This window comes from Pseudomonas sp. RIT-PI-q, from assembly GCF_001297125.1.
In the GTDB taxonomy this organism is placed as follows: domain Bacteria; phylum Pseudomonadota; class Gammaproteobacteria; order Pseudomonadales; family Pseudomonadaceae; genus Aquipseudomonas.
In genome coordinates, this window is sequence record NZ_LHPC01000038.1 from 273,679 (window position 1) to 294,219 (window position 20,541).

A 20,541-nucleotide genomic window follows, 5' to 3' on the forward strand; every position below is an offset into this window, starting at 1 on the left:
AGGGGGGCGCCATGAGCAACTATCGCTTGGCTGTTGTTTTGCTGGGATCGGTGTGTGCTGTCGAGTCAACGCTGGCCGATGACGGCCAATACCCCAACGTCGGCATGGATTACGACGCGACCTTTCAATATGACCACGTGCATGCCGATTCGCCTCAAGGCGGCAATCGCAACAGCACGGATGCCTACCCGGATATCAACAGCACGTTCTACTTTCGCTTTACCCACGATCAGCAGATCCAGCTGTCCACCGAGATCAATCCCGTCGCTGGACCAGAACCTGGGCAAAAGCGTTTCTTCGAAGACGTGGGACTGGTGATCAATGACTTGAACTACTACCAGAACAACGCCAATTCGGCCTTTTCGGTCGGCAAATACCATGTGCCGTTCGGTCGGGCGCAGGACCAGGCGCCCGGCCTCTACACCAATGATTACGTCGCCACCTACGACCTCGACGGCATGCTCGGCGGCACCGTGGCGTACCGCTTTTTCGACCAGAAACTTGGGATGATCGAACCCAACCTGAGCGTGTATACCGCGGACAATTCGTTTCTCGGCCGGCCGTACCTGCGCCATGGCGAGAAGTTGCAGCGCAGCGCTGGCGGTCCATCAAATACCGGCAAGCTCAATTCCTATGCGGTGACGGTGAACTGGATAGCGATTCCGGCGGTGCCTTATCTGGAAATGCAGGCCGGCTATATGTTCAACAAAAAGGCCGAGGACGAGACGCAGCCCGATCCGCCTGGCGAAGACGATGAAACCATCAAAATCGCCTCGGCCCGCTACATCTGGGCCTATGCGCCGAGTACCGATCTTGAGCCGACGCTGGCGGGGCGTTACTTCGATATAGTGCCCTTCGTCGAATTCGCCGATGTCGACAACGAGGACGGCATCAAGGGCAACGACACCCGCTATCTGACCACCTCGCTGACCTTCGATTTCGGCGACTGGGCGCTGGGCGCGACGCGCACCGACAAGCATCGCGAATCGAACGGAGGCGCAGATCACCAGGACTACCTCAACGAGTTGAGCCTGACTTACAACATCACCGGTCAGATCAAACTCGGCTTGTCCGCCGGCACCCAGAAAGAGGACGGCCAGATGTCCGAACTGGTGGGCCTGGCCTTGACCTATTCGGGAGGGTACTGAGCGATGAAGTGGCTAATGGCGTTGCTATTGGCGGCAACGGCAGTGAGTTCGACGGCCGCCACCCGTACCGATATCGGCGGGCCGTTCCAGCTGACCAACCAGAATGGTGAGCGCGTCACCGAACGCAGTTTTGGTCAACCTGCGTTGCTGTACTTCGGCTTCATGACCTGCCCGGCCATTTGCCCGACTGATCTTGCGAAAATGGCCCGCATCAGCAAACAATTGCAACAGCAGCAAGGTATCACGCTGCGGCCGGTCTTCGTCACCATTGACCCGGAACGCGACACCCCCGTCAAGCTCAAGGCGTATGTGAACTACTTTTCCAGCAACTTCGTCGGGCTGACCGGTTCGGCGCAAGAGATCACCCACATAACCGATATTTATCACGTGTATTACAAGAAAGTGCCGACCGGCGACAAACCGGACCAATACATGATGGACCACTCGACGATATTGTTTTTACTCGACAGCCAGGGCCGCTATCTAAAGCATTTCGGGCGAGGAATGGATGAAAAAGAGATTGAGAGACAGGTAGTGGCTGCACTGGCTGACGAACCGACCTGACTGAACTGTATCGGCGAGAAGAATGGTCCCCGCGATCCTGCTATCAGGTTTTTATCTTTGCAGGGAAAACGCCATGAACGAATCAAAGCCTCCTGTCAGTTTGAATGAAGACATCTGTGTTCATATTTTTACCGCCTCAGCCGCTATGGTGGGCGTTTGCATTACGGTCATCGGAATTTTTCAAGTGGTGAGCACTTTGAGAAGTGAAGACTCTCTAGGTGATGACTTTCTAGCGATCAACGCCATTTTGTATTTGATCACGACACTTCTATCGTACTGGGCATTGCGTACCCGACAGTTGAACCGTAATCACTTGCTGGAAAAAGTGATCGACGGACTTTTTCTAATCGCCCTGACCTGTACGACAGGCATTGCAGGCTTTATCACTTGGACGATCACCCTAAAATAACTGATTAAAAAGCACCACCTGCGATTTATAAACAATCTCGAGGAGCCTTGCTGCAACTACTGGGCACTTGGTGCAATTGAACTGCGACTCCAAGTGCAAAAAGACAACCATCGAGCATCGGTTTCCTAAATCAAAGCCGAGTATGGCAAACCATAGCACCAACAAAATTAAAAAAATTGTGTGATTGTTTGGAATCAACGGGTGTCACCGAAAGTCCGCTTTGGGTCGTTTGTGGCCCTTCGTGCAGGGCAGCAATCAGCGAGAAGCGGACGCCCGTGTTGTCACGCCCATAATCTACTCGCACAGCGTCATCGAGGCCCGCGTCATCTGATTCGAGCGTCACGCCAACGCCTGGATGCACCCAGCAAAGCGTGCTGGGAAAGCGTCCAGGCTTTTCGTGTGTGCCGCCCCGTCAGAAGTGTGAAAAGTGGCCCGGCATTCCGACCCTGATGCTCAGCCCTGCCTCAACGCGCCATCGAACGCTGGCGTCAGCCCCGACAACTCCAGCTTGCGGACAAAGGCACCAAGCCGCTCCTGCTTGTAGGCTTCTACATCCAGGTCACGGTAGTCGTAGAAGCCCTGGCCATCTCGCAAGCCATTGCGGCCGTTTTGCACGTTGTCGGCAATCACCTGCGGCGACTCGAAACGCGGCGACAGCGCGCCACTCAGGTAACGTGAGGCGTAGTAGAGAATGTCGCCGCCCCCCCAATCGATGAACTCAAGCAGGCCCAGCACCGAGAAGCGCAAACCAAAGCCGACGCGCACCGCGGTGTCGATGTCTTCTGCGCTGGCCACGCCCTCTTCCACCATCCGTGCGGCCTCGTTCATCGCCAGCGCCTGGATGCGCGGCACGATATAGCCCGCCACCGGGTTGCAGACCACGGGCACCTTGCCGATGCGCTTGAGCAGTTGCAGCAGCCGCTCGACCACGTGTGGGCAGGTCGCGTCGCTGTGACTGACTTCCACCAGCGGCATCAGGTACGCGGGATTCAGCCAGTGCGCGTTGACGAAGCGTTGCGGCTCACTGACCATTTCACTCAGCGCGGTGACCAGAAACGTCGAGGTGGTCGAGGCGATGATGGTCGACGCCGGGACATGCTCGCTGACCCAGGCGAAGGTCTCCCGCTTGACCTCGATGACTTCCGGCACGGCTTCGAACACCAGGTCGCACAGGCGCAATGCCGGTGCGGCCTCGGACCTGGATTGCAGGGTCAACCGGGAGATAGCGATGTCCGCCTGTTCCCGCTCGAGAACGCCGAGGCGTACCAGCATCTGTAGTTCACTGCGGATATTAGTTCGCACCCGTTCGAAGTAGCCGTGCCGCTCTTCCTCGGCTCGATCCTTGATGTCGATGAGGGTGACCGGCAGGCCCGCATGGATGAACGCCAGGGCAATGCCCTCGCCCATCCGGCCGGCGCCGACCACGCTGACATTGGGCAGCGCAGTGTTCATCAGTTGTAGCCCTCGGTCAGCAGTTCGGTCATCTGCGCCCGGCTCAACTTGGCCAGTCCCAGGTTTTCCAGGGTGCGACCCTCTGCGTAGAGATCACGCTCGGCAACCACCGAGGCAATGCTCAGCAGGCCCTGCGCCACCGGGGTTGGCACACCGGCCCAACGGCCGACGGAAACCAGGAAGGACAGGCCCAGACGGGTATCTTCGAGCATGTAGCGATGCGTTTGCAGGTCGATGTCCTCGCGCCAGTCGCCGCTGTCGGTCAGCTTGCCATGGGCGCCGCGACCGTACATCCACTCCTCGCCTTCGCTGGTGTTGTAGTGATCGGCCAGGGGAAAGTGCGGTGCGCCGTAGGTGAGTGCGTCGCGCACATTCATGCGCTCGGCATCGAGTTGGTTGGTCACACGACGAATCGACGGCTGGGTGCCTTCGTTGTGAATGTCCCAGGCCTCGAAATGCTCCAGCGGACCTGCGTTCATCATGATCAGCGGCGGGTGAATGATGGGGCCTGCGTTCATCAACGCACCGCTCAGGGCGTCTTCTATCGGTTCGACACTCGGGTAGGTCTCGCGCAACACTGCAAAGGCATACTCAGACAGTTTGCTGGGGAACACGCCGGTCGGCAGGCGGGTGGCGTAGCCGCTGATCACCAGGTTACTGGCGCCGTGCTTGCGGACCAGGTACGGCAGCGTACCGGTTTCGGCAAAGGCGACCTTGCTCTGGTTGCCCGCGTCGGCCATGGCCTTGGCGAACACGTAGCTGCCGAACGTGCCTGGCGGCAGGAACACCACCTGACCGTCGTGCAAGTGCGGCGCGACGTGTTTGGCCAAGTCTTCGTGGGACGTCGACGGCAACGGGATGATGACCAGTTGCGCGTCGCTCAGGGCCTCGGCCAGGTCGTCGGTCAGCGACAGCTTGTCGCCCTGCCGGCCGACAGACAACTGACGAGTGCCCCGGAAGTCCCTGATGGTCAGGCTACCGATGGCCAGCAGTTCCTTGAGCGCTGCCGAATCACGACGCCACAGGCGCGTCGGATGCCCCTTTTCAGCCATTTCGACCGCCGCCGCGTAACAACCGTGTCCACCACCCAGCACCGTAATATTCATCGAGTTGCTCCTCTTGTAAGAGACTCGATGCTATCGGGCCGTGCCGCCACGGACTTATCCGATTGCGCAGCCGACTGACGGATTACGCAGCCGTCTCAATGTTTGTGTCGTCGCAGGGTGTCCGAAGGCAGGCAACCATAGCGTTGCCGATAGGCACTGGAAAAATGCCCGAAGCTGTTGATGCCGTGACGCAGCAGGATATCGGTGACGGTTTCACCGTCCCTGCCCTGCTTCAGCGATTCGTGGATCACCGCCAGGCGACGGTCGCGGATGTACTCCACCGGTGCCTGCTGGAGAAACTGCTTGAAGCCGTTCTGCAAGGTGCGCACCGAGACGCCACAGAGCTCGCTCAGGGTCGCCAGGCTGATCGGTTCATCGAGGTGCGCCTCGATGTAGTCACGCGCCTTCTTCACATGGTGCGGCAGCGGTGCGCGCGAATCGACCAGGAGGTCGGCGGAGTAGTTGTGCGGCAACTGCGTCAGCAGCAGCTGCATCAGGTAGTCGGACAGGCCGCTGGCGATGCGCGAACCGTCCACGCCACTGCCGTAAAGCCGGCAGATGTAGTCCAGGGTGTGAAAGAGGCTGACGACGCCGGCGCCCAGATGATCGACGCTGACATCAAAGATGATCGACTGCCGCAGGCTGCGGCCGAGCAGGCGTTGCAGTTGCGTTTCCAGGGCATCGCGGTCGACGCGCAGGATCAGATTGCGGCATTCGCCATCGGTGACGATGCGGCTTTGCGCGAACGGCGAAGACACGCTCAGGTAGCCCGACTGCATCACCGCGCTACGCCGCCCGTGGGCCACTTCGCAATGCCCCTGCAAGGGAATGCGAAACAGGTACTGATCGGCAATGTCGCCGATGGTGATCTCCACCGGCGCGCCGTAGCGCAAGTCGAGCAGCGCCGAATCGCCGAAGAATACACCGTTGAGCCGGGTGTACATCGGCTCGTCACGCAGCACGTTGAAACTGTGCGGGCACAGGTAATGGCTGACCTTGTCCTTGATTTCACGGTAATCGGTGGAACTGAGCAGGCTGTGCCGTTCCAGCAGATGTACATCATTCAACATCGACGGTTCTCCGGACTGATGCGTCTGGGCCCCACTCCCTGCAAAAGGAGCGAGGCCCAGACGCCGATCATGGACGATTGCCCATCATGCCCGTGTCGGATATTCCCGGGCATAGCTTTCGCGAAAACGCCGGCAACCCCGCCACAGCAACAGCACGGTCAATGCCGACGCACCGGCAATCACCAGCGACATCGACGAGCCAACCGCTGCGGGCGATCCGAAGTATCGGTCGGTCAACAGCGCCACCAGCGTGGTTCCCAGGCCCAACCCCAGCAGATTGCTGATCAGCAGAAACACTGCCGAGACCTGTGCGCGCACCTGATTTGGCGCGAGGATCTGCATCGCCGCCGTGGACGCCGGCATCGGGAACGAGGCGAAGAACATCGCCGGCACCAACAGGGTCACCGACAACCACAGTTGATCGGCCTGAGGGAACAGCACCGCCGGCACCGCCATGCCGAGGGCACCGATGACGCCGGTGCGCATGGCGGCGTCCTGATGACCTTTTTTCGCCAGGTAGTCGGTGAGCCATCCCCCGCACAGCACCCCGGCGGTGTTGGCCAGCAACAGCACGGTGCCGAGCATGTAGCCCGCCTCCATCGGCGACAGGCCGAACTTGCGGATGTACAGCGCCGGGCTCCAGCTCATCATGCAGAACAGCGCCATGGCGTAGAACGAAAAGCCCAGGTAGTGGCAGGTGAACGTGGCACGGTGACGCCCGAGGAAGCGCAGGCCGTCGCTCATCGCCACTTTCCTGGCCCGGCCCTGTGCATCGACCTGCAGGCCTTTGCGCGCAGGGTCGCGCACGGTGAGCCAGATCAGCAGGCCGACCAGGATGCCGGGCAAACCGACGATGAAAAACGCCAGTTGCCAGGCCCTCATCGCACCGAGAAAAGCAACCTCGATGGTGTTCATGTCCTTGAGCATCGCGATCACATAGCCGCCCACCAGGAAGGCCAGCCCGCCCCCCACGAACGAGCCGATCGAGTACACGCCTACTGCGCGGCCGAGTTTTTCCTTGGGGAACATGTCGCTGAACATCGAGTACGCCGAGGGCGACAGGGCCGCTTCGCCGACGCCGACGCCAATGCGCGCGAGGAACATGTGCAGGAAGTTCTTGCTCATGCCGCACGCGGCAGTCGCCAGGCTCCAGAACACGATGCCGACGGCGATGATCTTCGGTCGGGAGAAGCGGTCGGCCAGATAGGCGATGGGCATGCCCATGAAGGCGTAGAACAACGAAAACGCTAGCCCGTGCAGCAAGCTGAATTGGGTGTCGCTGATCTGCAGGTCGGCTTTGATCGGCTCGATCATCAGCGCCAGGATCTGCCGATCCACAAATGAAAAGATGTAGGCGAGCATGCACAGGCCCACCACGTACCACTCGTAGACGTAGGTTTTGTTCTTCTGCAGGACCGCGTTATCGACCTGAATATTCACTAGTGTTTGCTCCTTTTGGAATCCGCTCATGCGCGCAGCGCGCCGGGTGACGGTGCACAGAACACCGACTGGGAAGTTGCGGGGCAGATGTAAAGGAAGATGGGTTCGAACATGGTCAGACCTCTTATTGTTATGGGGTAAACTCGCCTACCAGAACTTCCAGGTGTAGGTGGTGGCAACACGGAATTCGTTGTAGTCGTAGCCGTACTTCTGCTTCACATCGATGTTACGCAAGTCCAGTCCCAAGCCTTGCAGCGCCCCGCTCTGCACCACGTAGTTGAGCCCCAGATAGCGTTCGCTTTCCTGGTTGTCGCTCAGGTTTGCGCCACGGTTCCAGTTAGTGCCCTTGGTGTAGCGGGTGTAGAACTTCAGCCCCGGCATGCCCATCCCGGCGAAGTCATAGCCGTAGCGCACCGACCAGGACTTTTCATCCGGGCGGACAAACCCAAGGGACGACCAGTGCACCAGGTAAGGTTGCGGGATATAACCGTTCATCGTCGGGAACACACTGTCACCGAGCATGCGCTGGTAACTGACGCCAACCATGTGCGCGCCCTTGAGCAAGGTGAACAAGGCTCCGTAGGCGCGGTTGTCGATCACACCGTTCAAGGCGTTGCCATCTTCATTGTTATTGAAGTAGCGCAAGTCGGTTTTGAGTTTGTAGCCATTGCCCAGATCAGCCATGTGCATCAGGCCAAAATAGTGCTGCTGATAAATATCGTGCAACACGCCATAGAAATAACTGGCTTGCAGGTTCTTGGTGATGTCGTAAGTGGCGCCGCCGAAGTCCAGGCCGTCACTGTCGAGATTATCGGTGGAGCCATACTTGTACAGCTTCTCGTGGTTGGAAGACTCGCGTGTCACGGCAGACCAGAAACGGCCGCCGGTCAGCGTCAACCCATCGATCTCTTTGGACTCGACCACGGCCCCTTGGTAGATGGTATCCAACTGCCGACTGGGGTCATCGAATGCCACCGGCAATTGTGGGCGCAGGTCACCGACCTTCAACTCGGTCTTGCTGTAGCGCATCTTGAAGGTTGCACCGGCGCGACTGTAATCATCGGCCGTCTGCCCGTCGCGGCCGCTGTACGGCAGCGAACCGTCATTGCCCGACGAATCCAGGCGCACGGCGTATTGCGCATCCACATCAAGGCCGATGGCCAAGGCTGTGTCGGTGTAACCGGAGGTAAACTGCGCATCGAAACCCTGAGACCAACTGTGCACTTCAGAATCCGCTGCATTGGTATTGGTGTAGTTACGGTGCAAATAGAAGTTACGCGTATCCACTTTGAAGTGACTGTCATCAATCACATCGGCATGGGCGGCCACGGGCGAACAGATCATCCCCAACACGCTGGCCATACCGAGCCCACGGCAAGATTGCTTTACCTGATACATCCAACATCTCCACATCTGTCAGTGCCGGGCACTGTATTTATAGGAGCAGAATCACCACTGAAAACCGCCAGAGTGCTCGTCAGAGCAACCGTTCACGCGCGCGGCGCGCTGGTCGACGGTTCACAAGTTGATGACTGGGAAGTTGCGGGGCAGATGCGAAGGACAAAGGGTTCGAGCATGGTCAGGCCTCTTATTGTTATGGGGTAAAACGCCACACAGACTCAATGCAACTGTCCGCAGCGGCGACACGCCTCTTGTCTGCTCAAGGTAAGTCAGTAAACGCTGCGCCGGTATCAAGACGAACAGCATCCGCAGGGGGGAAATCTCCAACCCGGCTAAAGGTTTCCCTTAGTTGCGGTTATGCCGATCTGATCTTTTTTAAGGAAGTGGATAAAACCCGGCACGTTGCTGACGCGCCACTTTTGGGCAAGCCGTCCGCGCCCCTGTAGCAGCTGGCGAAGCCTGCGTCCGGCTGCGCAGCAGTCGTAAAATCAGACAATGCGGTGCATCAGACTCACCGTGCACTCAGGTTTTACGACTGCTGCGCAGCCGGACGCAGGCTTCGCCAGCTGCTACAGGGATTGCGTGTTGGCTTAACTGATGGGTGTCTGCACGATCATTGGGCGATCTTGATGACCACTTTCCCGAACGCGCCTTTGGCCAGATGCTCGTAGGCTTCGCGGGCTTTTTCGAACGGGTAGACCTGATCGATGACAGGTCGAATGTGCTGCTCGTTCAAGAATGCATTCATCCGGTCGAACGACGAGCGCGGAGCGACGGCGATGCCACGAATGGTCGTCTGGCGAAAGATCAGCGGCATCAGATTCAGTTGGACCGTCTGCCCGGTCAAAAAACCAATCTGCGCAATACGACCGGCAGCCTTGGTGGCGGCGACGGACTGGTTAATGCCACTTCCGCCTGCCACGTCGAGCAGCAGATCGACGCCTTTGCCATCGGTCAGCTTGAGCACTTCGTCTTCCCAGTTCGGCGTGCTTCGGTAGTTGATACCTGCCACGGCCCCCAGGCTCATCACCGTTTGCAGGTTCCGGTCGCTGCTGGACGTTGCGATGACCTTCGCCCCCAGCGCCGTAGCGATCTGCACGGCGAAGATGGAGACGCCACCGGTGCCCTGAACCAGCACCGTTTGCCCTGGTTGGATCGGCCCGAAATCGACAAGCGAGTACCACGCCGTGAGTGCGGCAATGGGCAATGTGGCCGCCTCTTCGTCACTCATGTTATCGGGCGCACGCACGGCGCTGTCCTCGTGGATGATCATGTACTCAGCCAATCCGCCCGGCAGCGGAGAGCCGAAACAGTAATCCGGCTCATGCGGCCCAGGCTCACCTTCCAGCCATCGCGAATACAGGTGCGAGTTGACGCGATCACCCACTTTGTAGCGCGTGACCCCAGCGCCGACCGCCACCACCGTGCCGGCGGCGTCACTGACCGGAATCAGGTTTTTCGGCACCGTGTGCGGCTCGTAGATGCCGTCGACGATGGCCTTGTCCCGAAAGTTGAGCGAGACAGCCCCGACCTTGACCAGCAACTCGCCGGGCTTGGGATCGGGGGTCGGCACTTCACCCATTTGCAGATTGTCGAGTCCAAAATCTTTGAGTAACCAAGCCTTCATTGCGCATCTCCAAAGCAGTGTGAATGGCGGCACGGCCAGAGGTGAGCGGTGCCGTTACGCATCTTTGGCGATTGGCGGGACGCAATAAATGCGTATAAAAGGACATAATTGTTCTTTCAGCAGGCAACAATCGCCTGAGTACGTAGAGGAAAGGTCATGGAACTGCTGCAATCGATGCGACTCTTCGCCAGGCTCGCCGAGCTTGGCAGCTTCACCAAAGCAGCTGAGTCGCTGGCCATCGGGCGCCCCCAGGTCACCCGGTATATCCAGGAGCTGGAGTCGTCATTGGGCGTGCGTTTGTTCCAGCGCACCACCAGGAAGGTGACGCTCACACCGGAGGGCGAGCGATTCTACGAACGGGTGCAGGACATTCTCGGCAGCATTGCCGCCGCAACGTCAATGTTTGACCGATCCGGGGCAACACTGGGTGGGCGGCTTCGTATTGATGTACCGACTGCATTCGCTCAAGTTGAACTCATCGACAGTCTGAAAGAGTTCACCAGCGCCTTTCCGGCCATCAACCTGGTGCTTGGCGTGACCGACCGGACCGTTGACCTGGTCGGTGAAGGGATTGATTGCGCGCTGCGCATCGGCGAACTGCCGAACTCAACCTTGATCGCACGCCCGATTGGAATGGCCACAATGGTGACGTGCGCAGCCCCGAGCTATTTGCACGAGCACAGCGAACCCAAACGCCTGGAAGACCTGGCGGCCCATCAAGGCGTCAACTTCCTCTCCGGGCACAGCAACAGGACATTGCCGTGGCATTTCTCGGTTGAGGGTCAGGACAAGGCCTATATCAGCAACGCGGGAATCACCGTTACCGAGTCACACGCCTACGTTCAATGTGGTGTAGCGGGCTTCGGCATCATTCAAGCGCCGGGCATTGCCGTCGCCCGATACCTGAGCAGCGGCGCCCTGGTGGAAATTCTGAAGCCCTACCGCCCTGCCCCTCGGCCGGTCACGGTGCTCTACCCAAGCCGAACGCACATCGCACCGCAGGTACAAGTCTTTATCGAGTGGCTGCAAGAGCGCTTTCCACAGCTCCACTCTGCCTGGCTGGAACGATAGAGGATTAGAGCCCCTAGGGGACCTCTCACTTAATCCGATAATGGAACGTATTGCGCACGGCTGGCACCGCAACGGCTTGGCCGTCGACGATTCGCGGTTGGTAACGGAAGGTGTTGGCGGCGGCCAGCGATGGACGAATAAACAGCGGGTGGCAGCCCTCGAGCACCTTGGGATTTTCGATTTTGCCTTGTGGGTTGACGGTGTATTCCACAGAGCAATCACCCTCTATGTTCTTGTCCAGAGCCCGCTGCGGATAGTCCGGTGCTTCCTTGCTCAAAGGCAAGTACTGGCGACTGTCAGCAGCGTTCTGTGCGGCCAGTTGACGCGAGCGTTCGGCAGCCAGCCTGGCCTGCTCGGCGCGTAGTGCTTGCTGTGCTTGTTGCTGGACGAGTTGCTGCTGCTCGGCCTCACGGTTGAGTCGTTGCGTCTCCAGTCGTTCGCGTTGCTGCTCGGCTTGCTGCTCGCGTTTTTTATCGTCGACGCGTTTGCGCGCCACGGCTGCCTGCTCCAGTTTCTTTTGTACCTGGAGCTGTGGATCGACAGCTGGTTTGATCGAGTCGACGGGTGCGGCAGCAACGGGCTCGGGAGGTACTGGCTGCGCTGACGCCGGTGCCGGTTCGGGTGCCTGCGGCTGAGCTGCTGGTGGGAGCATCACCAACTGGGTTCTCAACACCGTCGGCTGCGCGACTGGCATTTTTTCCAGCGACCAGCCGTGTACCAACAAGGCCAGGACGATGACGTGCAGCGCCACGGCCAGGCCCGCGGCCAGACTGTTCTGCCAGAACCCGCTGCGAGCACTGCGCGGCAACGTCAGGGTGGGAGTGTGCATGATCATTGCCGTCATTGCGGGGCCTCGGTCACCAGCCCGAGGTTGCTGACACCGCCCTGCTGCAGCGCCGCCATGGCCGCGACCACGCGGCCATAACCGGCGTCCTTGTCGGCGCGGATGAACACCTGCGTGTCATGCCGCTCGCTGACAATCTGCGCGACCTTGGCCCGCATGTCGTCAAGCGTCACCGCGCTGTCGGTCTGGTGTTGGGTATCGAGTTCGCCGCCGAGGTTCCAGTAGTAACCGCCCTCGGCCTTCACCGACAGGGTCAGGATTTGCTGGCGCGTGTCAGTCGCCAGGGCTTCACTGGCCACCTTGGGCAGGTCGATCTTCACCCCCTGAGTCAGCATCGGTGCGGTGACCATGAAAATCACCAGCAACACCAACATCACGTCGATGTACGGCACCACGTTCATTTCGGCCTTGGGCCCGTGCTTGCGTTGCGGTCTGACCAGCATCTTGATTCTCCTCTCAGGCTGCGGCGGCCAGGTTCAACGGCTTGCCGTGCAACGTGCGATGCAGGCGCACTTGAAGCTCATTGCCGAAGGCGTAGTAACGGGTGAGCAAGGTCTGGCTGCGCGAGGCAAAGCGGTTGTAGGCAATCACCGCCGGAATCGCCGCGAACAGGCCGATGGCCGTGGCGATCAGTGCTTCGGCGATGCCCGGAGCCACGGTCGACAGCGTTGCCTGCTGTACCTGAGACAGGCCGAGAAATGAATTCATGATCCCCCAAACGGTGCCGAACAGGCCGATGTAAGGGCTGACCGAACCGACGGTCGCGAGGAACTGCAAGCCTTTCTCCAACTGCACTTCCTGCTCGCTGATGGCGACGTACAACGCGCGCTCCACACCTTCAAGCACCACGTCGGCGGCATTGCCCGTGTGCTGATGAAGATGATTGAACTCGTGAAGCCCGGCGTGAAAGATCGGCTCAACGCCGTTCTCGCTGTCAGCCGTTTCCCGGTACAGCGGCAGCAGATCCGTGGTGCCGCGAAAGCGCTGCACAAAAGTGTTCATCTGCCGTTCGCGCTGTTGCAGAACGCGACTGCGCAGGATGATCAAGTACCAGCTGAGCAACGAGGCCAGCAACAGGGTAAGCATGACCGCCTTGACCAACAGACTGGCGTCGCTGATCAGCCCCCAGATCGTCATGTGTTCGAGCGTGGCCTGCATGGTGAAACTCCTTGTCTGATGCCCTCGGGCCGCCGATGCGCGACGGCCGTTGAGCTATTCGATGAAAATCTGATGACGCGTTGATGACAAACCGGGTCAAGGCAACTTCAGGGCCTGGGTGACTTCGGTCCATGGCACAAATTTAAAGTTCTGCGTCTGCTCGGGCATGCGTTTGCGGCCGTCCTGCACCACCAGCAAGCCTTGGCTCCAGGGCCCGCCGAGGTTCACCGAGGCGACTTCCAGGCCGTCGGTTTCCGCCGCGCCGTCGATGCCAAGCTCGGCGTTCAGGCCGACGCGAAATGCGCCGCGCGAAGCAAACGGTGGCTCGGCATCCAGCACCAGATAGCTGTCGTTGCCTTGGCTGGAGATCACCAGATAGTCGTGCCCCGCGCTTTGATAGAGCGCCAGCCCTTCCACATCGGCATGCAGTTGCGGACCGACCTTGATCACGCTGCTCAATGTCGCCGGTTGATCGGCGCGGGCATCCACCGCCCAGACGCCAACGTCTTCTTCACCGAGAAACAGCCGTTGGCGCTGGTCGTCGGCCACGCACCCTTCAGGTTGGCTATCGACCTTGAACTGGCGCACCAACTCACCGTGCACCGTGCCATCCGGCGCGTTCAGGCGGTATTGCAGGAAGGTGCCGTCCTTGTCGTTGGCAATGGCGTAGAGCTCGCCACTCGCCGGCTGAAACAGGCAGATGCCGTAGATTTCCTTGAGCGGCGTGGGGATCTCGCCGGCTTCGCGCAGCTCGCCGCTGCTACGGTCGATGCTGAACAGGCTGAGGCTGTTGTGATCGCGATTGCTCGCCACGGCGAGATCGACCGTCTGCTGGCCGAGCTTGAAATTCGCTCGCACGTCGACGTTGTTCAGGCGCCCGACCGGCAGGTCCTGCAGCAACTTGCCTTGCAGGTCGTACGCCAGCAGCCCTTGTTTTTTATTGGTGCCCAGCACGCGGCTCAGCGACGGTTGCTGCGGGTGAATCCAGATCGCCGGATCGTCCGCGGCATCGCCCTGACGCCCGACTGGATCACTTTGACTCAGTGCTTTTACGTTTGGCAGCACCGGTGCCAACGGCACTGACGTGGGCTGCCAGTCGAGTTCGCCCTGATACAGTCGGCCGTCGTCATCGTCACGCAGGAGTATTTGCAGGCCTTTATCCGTCTGACGCAGGGCGAGGTTTTCCGGCTCCTTCAAGCCTGACAGCGCCAAGGTTGCCTGAGCTGACCAGCGTTTGTCCTGCTGCTGATAGAGGTGCAATTGCGCGGCTTTCGGGTCGAGCGCGACGATGCCGCCCGGCACCAATGCCATGGCGCCGGCAGTTTTTTTGATCTCGCCGAACGGTTCACGCATGGCCACCGGGCTGCGCGTGACATCGGCTTCCGGATGCGCCGGGTAAGCCCACCAACCGACGTTTTCCTCGTTGACCACTAACTGATTGGCGCCATCGTCGACTTGGCAATCCGTTGCCGAAGGTGGCAGTGGCAGACCGCGCACACGTTGCGGCTGCGGGCTGAGCGTCGCGCCAGTGCCCACCAGCCATTGCTCGCCCTTGCCCTCCTCGCCCACCAGAAACAGGAACAGGTTGCTGGCTTCGTCGCGGTACAGGCACAGGCCGTTCACCGGGTAATCCCGCGTCGGCAGATACACCGGCTGGCCCCAAGTGCGCTTGCCCGGATCGAGGCTGACCAGCAGCGCTTGCTGACGACTGTTGTCGAGGCTCGCGACCAACACCTGTTGGCCGGCGGCGCGGCTGTCCACGCCATTGAACGATCCCTTCAAGCGCAGCAGTTCCTTGCCTTGCGCATCCAGCAAGAGCAGGCCATCACGCTCGCTGGCGGCCATGCGTTCGCCGTCGGGGCTGGCGGGCAGAAACGCCACGGCATCGACCGACAGGTTCGGCGCCCAGGGTTTGAGAGACAGGGTCGGCGCAGCCGCCAACACCTGGCCGGCGGTCAGGCAAATCAGTGCAGCCAACACGTGGCGCGTGGGTAGAAACGAAATACTCATGAACAGGCAAAGTCCTTGTCGTGGGGCAGCGGCACCGGGGCTTAGAAGTGGGTGAAGGTCAGGCCGACCTTGTAGGTCGGGCCGTATTCTTCGTACTGGCCGTTGTAGGAGCGGTGGCCGGTGTAGACGAAATACGGCTCGTCGGTGAGGTTCTGCGCCTCGAAGCTGACCTGCAGGTTCTTGGTCAGCGAGTAACGCGCGCTGAAGTCGACAAACGTCTGGGCGTCGACGTGCAGGTCGTGGGCCTTGTCGTTGATCGAGGCCAGCTCAAAGAGGTAATCCGACTTGTAGTTGGCCGACAGGCGCAGGCTCAACTTGTCGTCTTCCCAACCGAGCATCAGGTTGCCGACTGTGTCGGACTGATTGGGCAAATCGATACCGCGTTTGCGATTTGTGCCACTGGCAGCGTCGAAGCCTTTGATCTCGGCATCCGAGCGGCTGAACGTGCTGTTGGCGCCAATCAGCAGGCCGTTCCAGGGCGCCGGCAGCCAGTCGAATTTCTGCGAGTAGGCCAGTTCCAGGCCATACAGCTTGGCGCTGTCGCCGTTGGCGAACGTGTGGGCCTCGGTGAAATCGACCCAGGCACCGGTGCCGGCGAGGTCCGTGTTGTAGACGAAATTCTTGATGTCCTTGTAGAACACGAACGCCGAGACGGTGCCGGCGCGGCCCATGTAGTGCTCGATGCCGAGGTCGAGGTTGCTCGATTCCAGCGGCTTGAGGTCCGGGTTGCCGGAGGTGGCCTCGTCATCGTCTATGACAAAACCCGGCGCCAGTTGGCCGAAGGTCGGGCGCACCACGGACTTGGTCCAGGCCGCGCGAACCTGAGTGTTCTTGTCCAGTTGATAGCGCGCGTGCAACCCCGGCAACCAGTGGTGATAACGGCGCTTGGTCTCAGTGGACTGGAACGCGCCATCGGTCACGCCGGTGCCCTTGGCTTCGAACTCGGTGCCCTCGTAGCGCAGGCCGGCTATGAAGCGCCAGTCGTCGATATCGAGGGTGTTCATCAGGTAGCCGGCGTTGATGTCTTCGCTGATTTTGAAGTCGTTGACCCGCGATTCGGTCTCGTCATAGAAGTCCGCTCGATTGGGGCCACCGATCAACTGCTTGACCGCGCTGCCACTGATACCCGGCCCGAACTGGCCGAGACGGTAGTCGACGTTGCCCTTCTTGAATTGCGTCAGATTGAGTTGGTCATCACTGAAACCCAGGTCGTCGAAGTCTTCATAAACCCAGGCGTCGAGGTCGTTGTCCTTGTTGCGCCGGCTGACCTTGCCGCCGAATTTGACCTGGGACGCATAGCCTTTGAAGTCGTACTCGCGAGCGAGGTCCAGGCGCAGGTTTTTCTCGGTGTCGGTGGTTTTCTGTTTTTCCCAGTCGACTTTGTCGAGGCTGAAATTGCTCGGGTCGTAGAAAGCCTGGCCAACGATCGGCCGTGGCTTGTCGTTGTCGTAGAAACCGCTGTCGGTGAAGTCATCAATACCAGCGAATTCGGCATTGGCGATGTGGCCTGGACTGTCCTCGCTGGAGCGGCTGTAACCGGCCTGGCCGCTAAGGGTCCAGAGGCCGAACATACGCTCACCGCCGAAAACGTAGGACTGGATTTCCTGGGTCTCTTCGCGCTGCTTGAGTTTGCGCGATCCTTCGGCATCACCCAGTTCGCCTGCAGCCTGCGGGTCAGCGAATTCGAAGCTGGTAGCGTTGCGTGTTTCGCTGTCTTTGTAGCGGCTGTAGAGCGAGCGCAGGTAATAGCTGCTGAGGTCATCGGGTTTGTAATCGAAGTTCAGGCCACCGCCGGAGCGTTCGCGGCTGATGTCGTAGTCGCGCTGCTCGAACTCCTCGAGTTTGGCGCCCTGCTCGAAATCCCAGGCACCGCCGGTTTCGACGTTGTCCGAACCGAAGTCGCGCTTCTGCCAGCTCAGCGCGGCGGCGACACCGAAGTTGTCGATGCCGTCGCCGAGGCTGAAACGGTCACTGATGGCGCCGGAAAACTTCGGGCTGGTCTGGTGGGTGTTCTGGTCATAGCTGGCCTCGCTGCTGCCGGTGTAGAACAGGCCCGCGTGATCGAAGGCCGAGAGGCTTTTCACATCAACGGTGCCGCCCAGCGAGTTGGCGTCCATGTCCGGGGTCAGGGTCTTGATCACCGACAACGACTGCACCAGTTCCGAGGGCAACACATCGAGGGCCACGGCGCGGCGTTCGCTTTCCGGCGACGGCACCAGGGTGCCGTTGATGGTCACGCTGTTGAGGTCCGGCCCCAGGCCGCGCACGCTGACAAACCGCCCTTCGCCCTGATCACGCTCGACGCTGACCCCTGGCAACCGCTGCACCGCTTCGGCGACGTTTTCGTCCGGCAGTTGAGCCACGCCGTCGGCATGCACCACGCTTTCGATGCTGTCGGAGTTGCGCTGTTCTTTCAGCGCCTGATCGATGCTCGCAGCCTGCCCGACCACTTCGACGTGTTCAGTGTTCGGTGCGGTTTCGGCGGCGCTCAGGCGTTCGCTGGCCATCGCCATGGCCAAGGCGGTGAACGTAAAGCTGACGATCCCGACGGTACTGCTGCGCTGGTACATGGTGGTCCTCCCCCAAGAGTCCGATAACGCCAGGCAAGTGGCCCGGCAACTGGGAGGGCACGCTAGGGTCGGGGGATGACAGTCCTGTGACACAGGGTGGCGGGAAGCGCTTTAAACCGGGGGTTTTGCCGGGATTGCGGCGCAAACTGAGCTGATTTGACCCGCCGCCAGCCATTACGCATTCCCTGTAGCAGCTGCCGAAGGCTGCGTTCGGCTGCGCAGCAGTCGTCAATCCAACCGATGCGGTCTGCCTGATGCACCGCGTGCTCCGGGTTTACGACTGCTGCGCAGCCGAACGCAACCTTCGGCAGCTGCTACAGGGAGTGCGGGGGTTTTCGGGGGAAAACTGCGCAGGGCCATGAGCTGATTCGACCTCGCAGCCCTGTCACCCCGCTGTCACAAACATCTGCTGTGCTGACGCGCATTACCTCTTCGCCAAAGGATCTCGGCCATGTTCTCAGTGCTCAAACCCCATCGTTGGAAACTCGCCCTGCTGCTGTTGGCGGCGAACATGGGATTGCTTCTGCACCTGGCCTGCGGTGAGTTGAAAAGCGTCAGCGAATGGGTCTGGCTGGACATTGTCGGCGAAGGCGGCTCAGCGCTGCTCGCGCTGGTCTGGCTGGGGTTGGTGCTCAAGAGTCGCCCGGCCGGGCGCGTTACCAATTACCTGGCACTCGGCTTGAGCTGCATCTTTTTTTCCTGGTGGATCGACAGCCTCGACGAATTCATCCGCCTGCCCGACAGCATCACTTGGGACCATTGGCTAGAATCCGGGCCGATGCCCGTGGGCATGATTCTGCTGACCCTCGGCATCTATCACTGGCACCGCGAGCAACTGGCGATCAGCGCGCAGATGGAGAAGCGCGAAAAGCTTTTTCGCGAACACCGGCTGTTCGACAAACTCACGCCATTGGGCGGTGCCGATTACCTCAAGCGCCAGTTGATCAGCAGCCTCGAGGACAGCCAGGGCCAAGCGCAACCCTTGTCATTGCTGGTGCTGGACGTCGATAACTTCGCGGCGATCAATCAGGCTTTCGGGCATGCCGAAGGCGATGCCGTGTTGCAGGCGCTCAGTCATTTGCTGCTGCTCAACCTGCGCCGCCAGGACCTGCTCTGCCGACTGGCCGGCGACCGCTTCGTGGTGTTGCTGCCCAACACCGGCGAGAGCCAGGCACGCCTGCTGGCGCTGGAACTGCAACAGGCCATACAAGGGTTGGCCCACAAAACCCGACAACACGGTGAGCGCATCCACCTGTCAGCCAGCACCGCGGTGGTCATGGCCCTGGAAGAGGCACCGGACGCCCTGCTCAAACGCCTCAACCTGGCATTGGCCCGGGCCAAACAGCCCTTGGCAAAAACTGCCTGAGGCGTAGTCATGACCTTGAAAAACACCTGGTTCGAAACCGACAGCCGTTTCATTCCCGGGCATTACCAACCCGCGACTCTGATTGATCTGGCACTGTCCCGGGACATTGACAGCCATCGCCTGCTGCGCGGGACCGGACTGTTTCATGACGACATCCTGGCCGGCGAGACGCGCCTCAGCCCGCAGCAGTTTCTCGGGTTGATCGGCAACAGCCGGCGCTTGCTGGATGCCGATGACAGCAGCTTTTTGTTCGGCCAGCGTCTGCTGCCAGGGCATTACGGCCCCGCCAGCCATGCCCTGCGCCACGCGCAAAACCTGCACCAGGCCCTCGACACGCTGGTGCAACAACAAGCGCTGCTCAGCCCGCTGGCCACGCCGCGGCTGGTGCTGGATGAGAAACACGCCTATTTCTACTGGCTGGACAGCTGCGGAGCGGGCGAGCAATGGCGTTTTTTGCTGGAAGCCAGCATGACCTCGATCGTGGCCATGAGCCGGTCACAGAGTGGCCAACGCCTGCCGTGGGAATGCAGCTTCAGCCATGCCGAACCGCGCTATGTCGAGCAATACTGGGTGCATCTGGGCGAGCACACACAGTTCAAACGCCCGCTGGACCTCATGCGCATCCCACGGGAATTTCTCACTCAATCCTGGCCCCACGCCTCGGCCACCGCTGGCCAGGTCGCCCGACAGGAAGCCCACAAACAAATCGAACAACTGGGCTTTTCCTCAAGCTTCATCGACCGTGTTTATCGCTACCTGCAAGCGCATGTACGGCAAGCCCCGAACCTCGAACAGGCCGCCCAGGCCTTCGCGATGAGCCCCGCCACGCTCAAGCGCAAACTGCAAAAACACGACACAGGATTTCAGCAACAGGTGGATTTGGCGCGCAAGCACGTGGCGTTTTACCTGTATCAGATCAAGGGATTCAGTAACGAAGAAGTGGCGGACTACCTGAGATTCAACGATGCAGCAAACTTTCGGCGCTCCTTCAAGCGCTGGACCGGCAGCACGCCCAACCTGATCCGCGAGATGTTCAAAACCCGTTGAAGTCTGATGGCCCGTGATTCTCGATGGGAAGACGGGCAAAGGAGCAATCAACAGCTGGCGTAAACCTAGCGGGTACTCCGTAACAGTCTCCGGATGTTTTTCGAGGGCAAAACAAAACCCCTACCTGCATACGCAGATAGGGGTTTCGGAATTTAATCTTGACGATGACCTACTCTCACATGGGGAAACCCCACACTACCATCGGCGATGCATCGTTTCACTGCTGAGTTCGGGATGGGATCAGGTGGTTCCAATGCT

17 protein-coding genes and 1 rRNA gene are annotated in these 20,541 nt (G+C 60.0%); 6 read left to right on the forward strand and 12 right to left on the reverse strand.

The genetic code is table 11. The features are described from left to right. Nucleotides 1-11 precede the first annotated feature (11 nt). From AEQ67_RS20575 to AEQ67_RS20585, 3 genes are all read left to right on the forward strand, one after another. Nucleotides 12-1,148: a hypothetical protein gene (locus tag AEQ67_RS20575; protein WP_059405660.1), complete on the forward strand. Its 1,137-nt coding sequence runs from the start codon at nt 12-14 to the stop codon at nt 1,146-1,148. 3 nt (nt 1,149-1,151) lie between these two features. Next, a complete protein-coding gene (locus tag AEQ67_RS20580; protein ID WP_059405661.1) occupies nt 1,152-1,712 on the forward strand; it encodes an SCO family protein in 561 nt (186 codons plus the stop codon). 73 nt (nt 1,713-1,785) lie between these two features. After that, entirely contained in the window at nt 1,786-2,121 is a 336-nt protein-coding gene (locus AEQ67_RS20585) for a hypothetical protein (protein WP_059405662.1), read from the forward strand. A 453-nt stretch (nt 2,122-2,574) separates the two neighbouring features. Here AEQ67_RS20585 and AEQ67_RS20590 read toward each other — a convergent pair whose 3' ends face one another. The 6 genes from AEQ67_RS20590 to AEQ67_RS20615 form a co-directional block, all read right to left on the reverse strand. After that, nucleotides 2,575-3,573 carry a 3-hydroxybutyryl-CoA dehydrogenase gene (locus AEQ67_RS20590; protein ID WP_059405663.1) on the reverse strand — a complete coding sequence of 333 codons (999 nt, stop codon included), beginning with the start codon at nt 3,571-3,573 and terminating at the stop codon, nt 2,575-2,577. Continuing rightward, nucleotides 3,573-4,679 (reverse strand): NAD/NADP-dependent octopine/nopaline dehydrogenase family protein, encoded by a 1,107-nt coding sequence (locus AEQ67_RS20595; protein ID WP_059405664.1) that lies wholly within the window; start codon nt 4,677-4,679, stop codon nt 3,573-3,575. Before AEQ67_RS20595 ends, AEQ67_RS20590 begins: the two co-directional genes overlap by 1 nt. Nucleotides 4,680-4,774: 95 nt before the next feature. Then, entirely contained in the window at nt 4,775-5,749 is a 975-nt protein-coding gene (locus AEQ67_RS20600) for an AraC family transcriptional regulator (protein WP_059405665.1), read from the reverse strand. An 84-nt stretch (nt 5,750-5,833) separates the two neighbouring features. Continuing rightward, complete coding sequence (locus AEQ67_RS20605) at nt 5,834-7,189, reverse strand: spinster family MFS transporter (RefSeq protein ID WP_059405666.1); 1,356 nt, start codon at nt 7,187-7,189, stop codon at nt 5,834-5,836. 147 nt (nt 7,190-7,336) lie between these two features. Further along, nucleotides 7,337-8,587: an OprD family outer membrane porin gene (locus AEQ67_RS20610; RefSeq protein ID WP_059405667.1), complete on the reverse strand. Its 1,251-nt coding sequence runs from the start codon at nt 8,585-8,587 to the stop codon at nt 7,337-7,339. A gap of 616 nt (nt 8,588-9,203) precedes the next feature. After that, a complete protein-coding gene (locus AEQ67_RS20615) occupies nt 9,204-10,217 on the reverse strand; it encodes a zinc-dependent alcohol dehydrogenase family protein (RefSeq protein ID WP_059405668.1) in 1,014 nt (337 codons plus the stop codon). A gap of 156 nt (nt 10,218-10,373) precedes the next feature. Between AEQ67_RS20615 and AEQ67_RS20620 the strand changes: the two genes are divergently transcribed. After that, entirely contained in the window at nt 10,374-11,288 is a 915-nt protein-coding gene (locus AEQ67_RS20620; protein WP_059405669.1) for a LysR family transcriptional regulator, read from the forward strand. 25 nt (nt 11,289-11,313) lie between these two features. On the opposite strand, the gene AEQ67_RS20625 is transcribed toward AEQ67_RS20620, so the two are convergent. From AEQ67_RS20625 to AEQ67_RS20645, 5 genes are all read right to left on the reverse strand, one after another. Beyond that, entirely contained in the window at nt 11,314-12,132 is an 819-nt protein-coding gene (locus AEQ67_RS20625; protein WP_059405670.1) for an energy transducer TonB, read from the reverse strand. Next, nucleotides 12,129-12,575 (reverse strand): protein TolR, encoded by a 447-nt coding sequence (gene tolR, locus AEQ67_RS20630; protein WP_059405671.1) that lies wholly within the window; start codon nt 12,573-12,575, stop codon nt 12,129-12,131. The genes AEQ67_RS20625 and tolR overlap by 4 nt, the downstream gene beginning before the upstream one ends. Nucleotides 12,576-12,588: 13 nt before the next feature. Then, nucleotides 12,589-13,290 (reverse strand): protein TolQ, encoded by a 702-nt coding sequence (gene tolQ, locus AEQ67_RS20635; protein ID WP_059405672.1) that lies wholly within the window; start codon nt 13,288-13,290, stop codon nt 12,589-12,591. 96 nt (nt 13,291-13,386) lie between these two features. Then, nucleotides 13,387-15,300: a phytase gene (locus AEQ67_RS20640; RefSeq protein WP_059405673.1), complete on the reverse strand. Its 1,914-nt coding sequence runs from the start codon at nt 15,298-15,300 to the stop codon at nt 13,387-13,389. Between the two features lie 41 nt (nt 15,301-15,341). Continuing rightward, complete coding sequence (locus tag AEQ67_RS20645; RefSeq protein ID WP_059405674.1) at nt 15,342-17,870, reverse strand: TonB-dependent receptor; 2,529 nt, start codon at nt 17,868-17,870, stop codon at nt 15,342-15,344. Between the two features lie 451 nt (nt 17,871-18,321). Between AEQ67_RS20645 and AEQ67_RS20650 the strand changes: the two genes are divergently transcribed. Further along, entirely contained in the window at nt 18,322-19,236 is a 915-nt protein-coding gene (locus tag AEQ67_RS20650) for a GGDEF domain-containing protein (RefSeq protein WP_059405675.1), read from the forward strand. Between the two features lie 9 nt (nt 19,237-19,245). Beyond that, a complete protein-coding gene (locus tag AEQ67_RS20655; RefSeq protein WP_059405676.1) occupies nt 19,246-20,283 on the forward strand; it encodes an AraC family transcriptional regulator in 1,038 nt (345 codons plus the stop codon). A gap of 156 nt (nt 20,284-20,439) precedes the next feature. Here the strand turns inward: AEQ67_RS20655 and rrf are convergent. After that, nucleotides 20,440-20,541: ribosomal RNA gene (gene rrf, locus AEQ67_RS20660) — 5S ribosomal RNA — on the reverse strand; the annotation flags it as partial.

Excerpts from the sequence above, each read along its gene's own strand:
- tolQ (WP_059405672.1), bottom strand. The coding sequence starts at position 13,290 with ATGCAGGCCACGCTCGAACACATGACGATCTGGGGGCTGATCAGCGAC.
- AEQ67_RS20650 (WP_059405675.1), top strand. The coding sequence starts at position 18,322 with ATGTTCTCAGTGCTCAAACCCCATCGTTGGAAACTCGCCCTGCTGCTG.
- AEQ67_RS20610 (WP_059405667.1), bottom strand. The coding sequence starts at position 8,587 with ATGTATCAGGTAAAGCAATCTTGCCGTGGGCTCGGTATGGCCAGCGTG.
- AEQ67_RS20655 (WP_059405676.1), top strand. The coding sequence starts at position 19,246 with ATGACCTTGAAAAACACCTGGTTCGAAACCGACAGCCGTTTCATTCCC.
- tolR (WP_059405671.1), bottom strand. The coding sequence starts at position 12,575 with ATGCTGGTCAGACCGCAACGCAAGCACGGGCCCAAGGCCGAAATGAAC.
- AEQ67_RS20580 (WP_059405661.1), top strand. The coding sequence starts at position 1,152 with ATGAAGTGGCTAATGGCGTTGCTATTGGCGGCAACGGCAGTGAGTTCG.
- AEQ67_RS20575 (WP_059405660.1), top strand. The coding sequence starts at position 12 with ATGAGCAACTATCGCTTGGCTGTTGTTTTGCTGGGATCGGTGTGTGCT.
- AEQ67_RS20600 (WP_059405665.1), bottom strand. The coding sequence starts at position 5,749 with ATGTTGAATGATGTACATCTGCTGGAACGGCACAGCCTGCTCAGTTCC.
- AEQ67_RS20615 (WP_059405668.1), bottom strand. The coding sequence starts at position 10,217 with ATGAAGGCTTGGTTACTCAAAGATTTTGGACTCGACAATCTGCAAATG.
- AEQ67_RS20640 (WP_059405673.1), bottom strand. The coding sequence starts at position 15,300 with ATGAGTATTTCGTTTCTACCCACGCGCCACGTGTTGGCTGCACTGATT.
- AEQ67_RS20620 (WP_059405669.1), top strand. The coding sequence starts at position 10,374 with ATGGAACTGCTGCAATCGATGCGACTCTTCGCCAGGCTCGCCGAGCTT.
- AEQ67_RS20595 (WP_059405664.1), bottom strand. The coding sequence starts at position 4,679 with ATGAATATTACGGTGCTGGGTGGTGGACACGGTTGTTACGCGGCGGCG.
- AEQ67_RS20590 (WP_059405663.1), bottom strand. The coding sequence starts at position 3,573 with ATGAACACTGCGCTGCCCAATGTCAGCGTGGTCGGCGCCGGCCGGATG.
- AEQ67_RS20585 (WP_059405662.1), top strand. The coding sequence starts at position 1,786 with ATGAACGAATCAAAGCCTCCTGTCAGTTTGAATGAAGACATCTGTGTT.
- AEQ67_RS20645 (WP_059405674.1), bottom strand. The coding sequence starts at position 17,870 with ATGTACCAGCGCAGCAGTACCGTCGGGATCGTCAGCTTTACGTTCACC.
- AEQ67_RS20625 (WP_059405670.1), bottom strand. The coding sequence starts at position 12,132 with ATGACGGCAATGATCATGCACACTCCCACCCTGACGTTGCCGCGCAGT.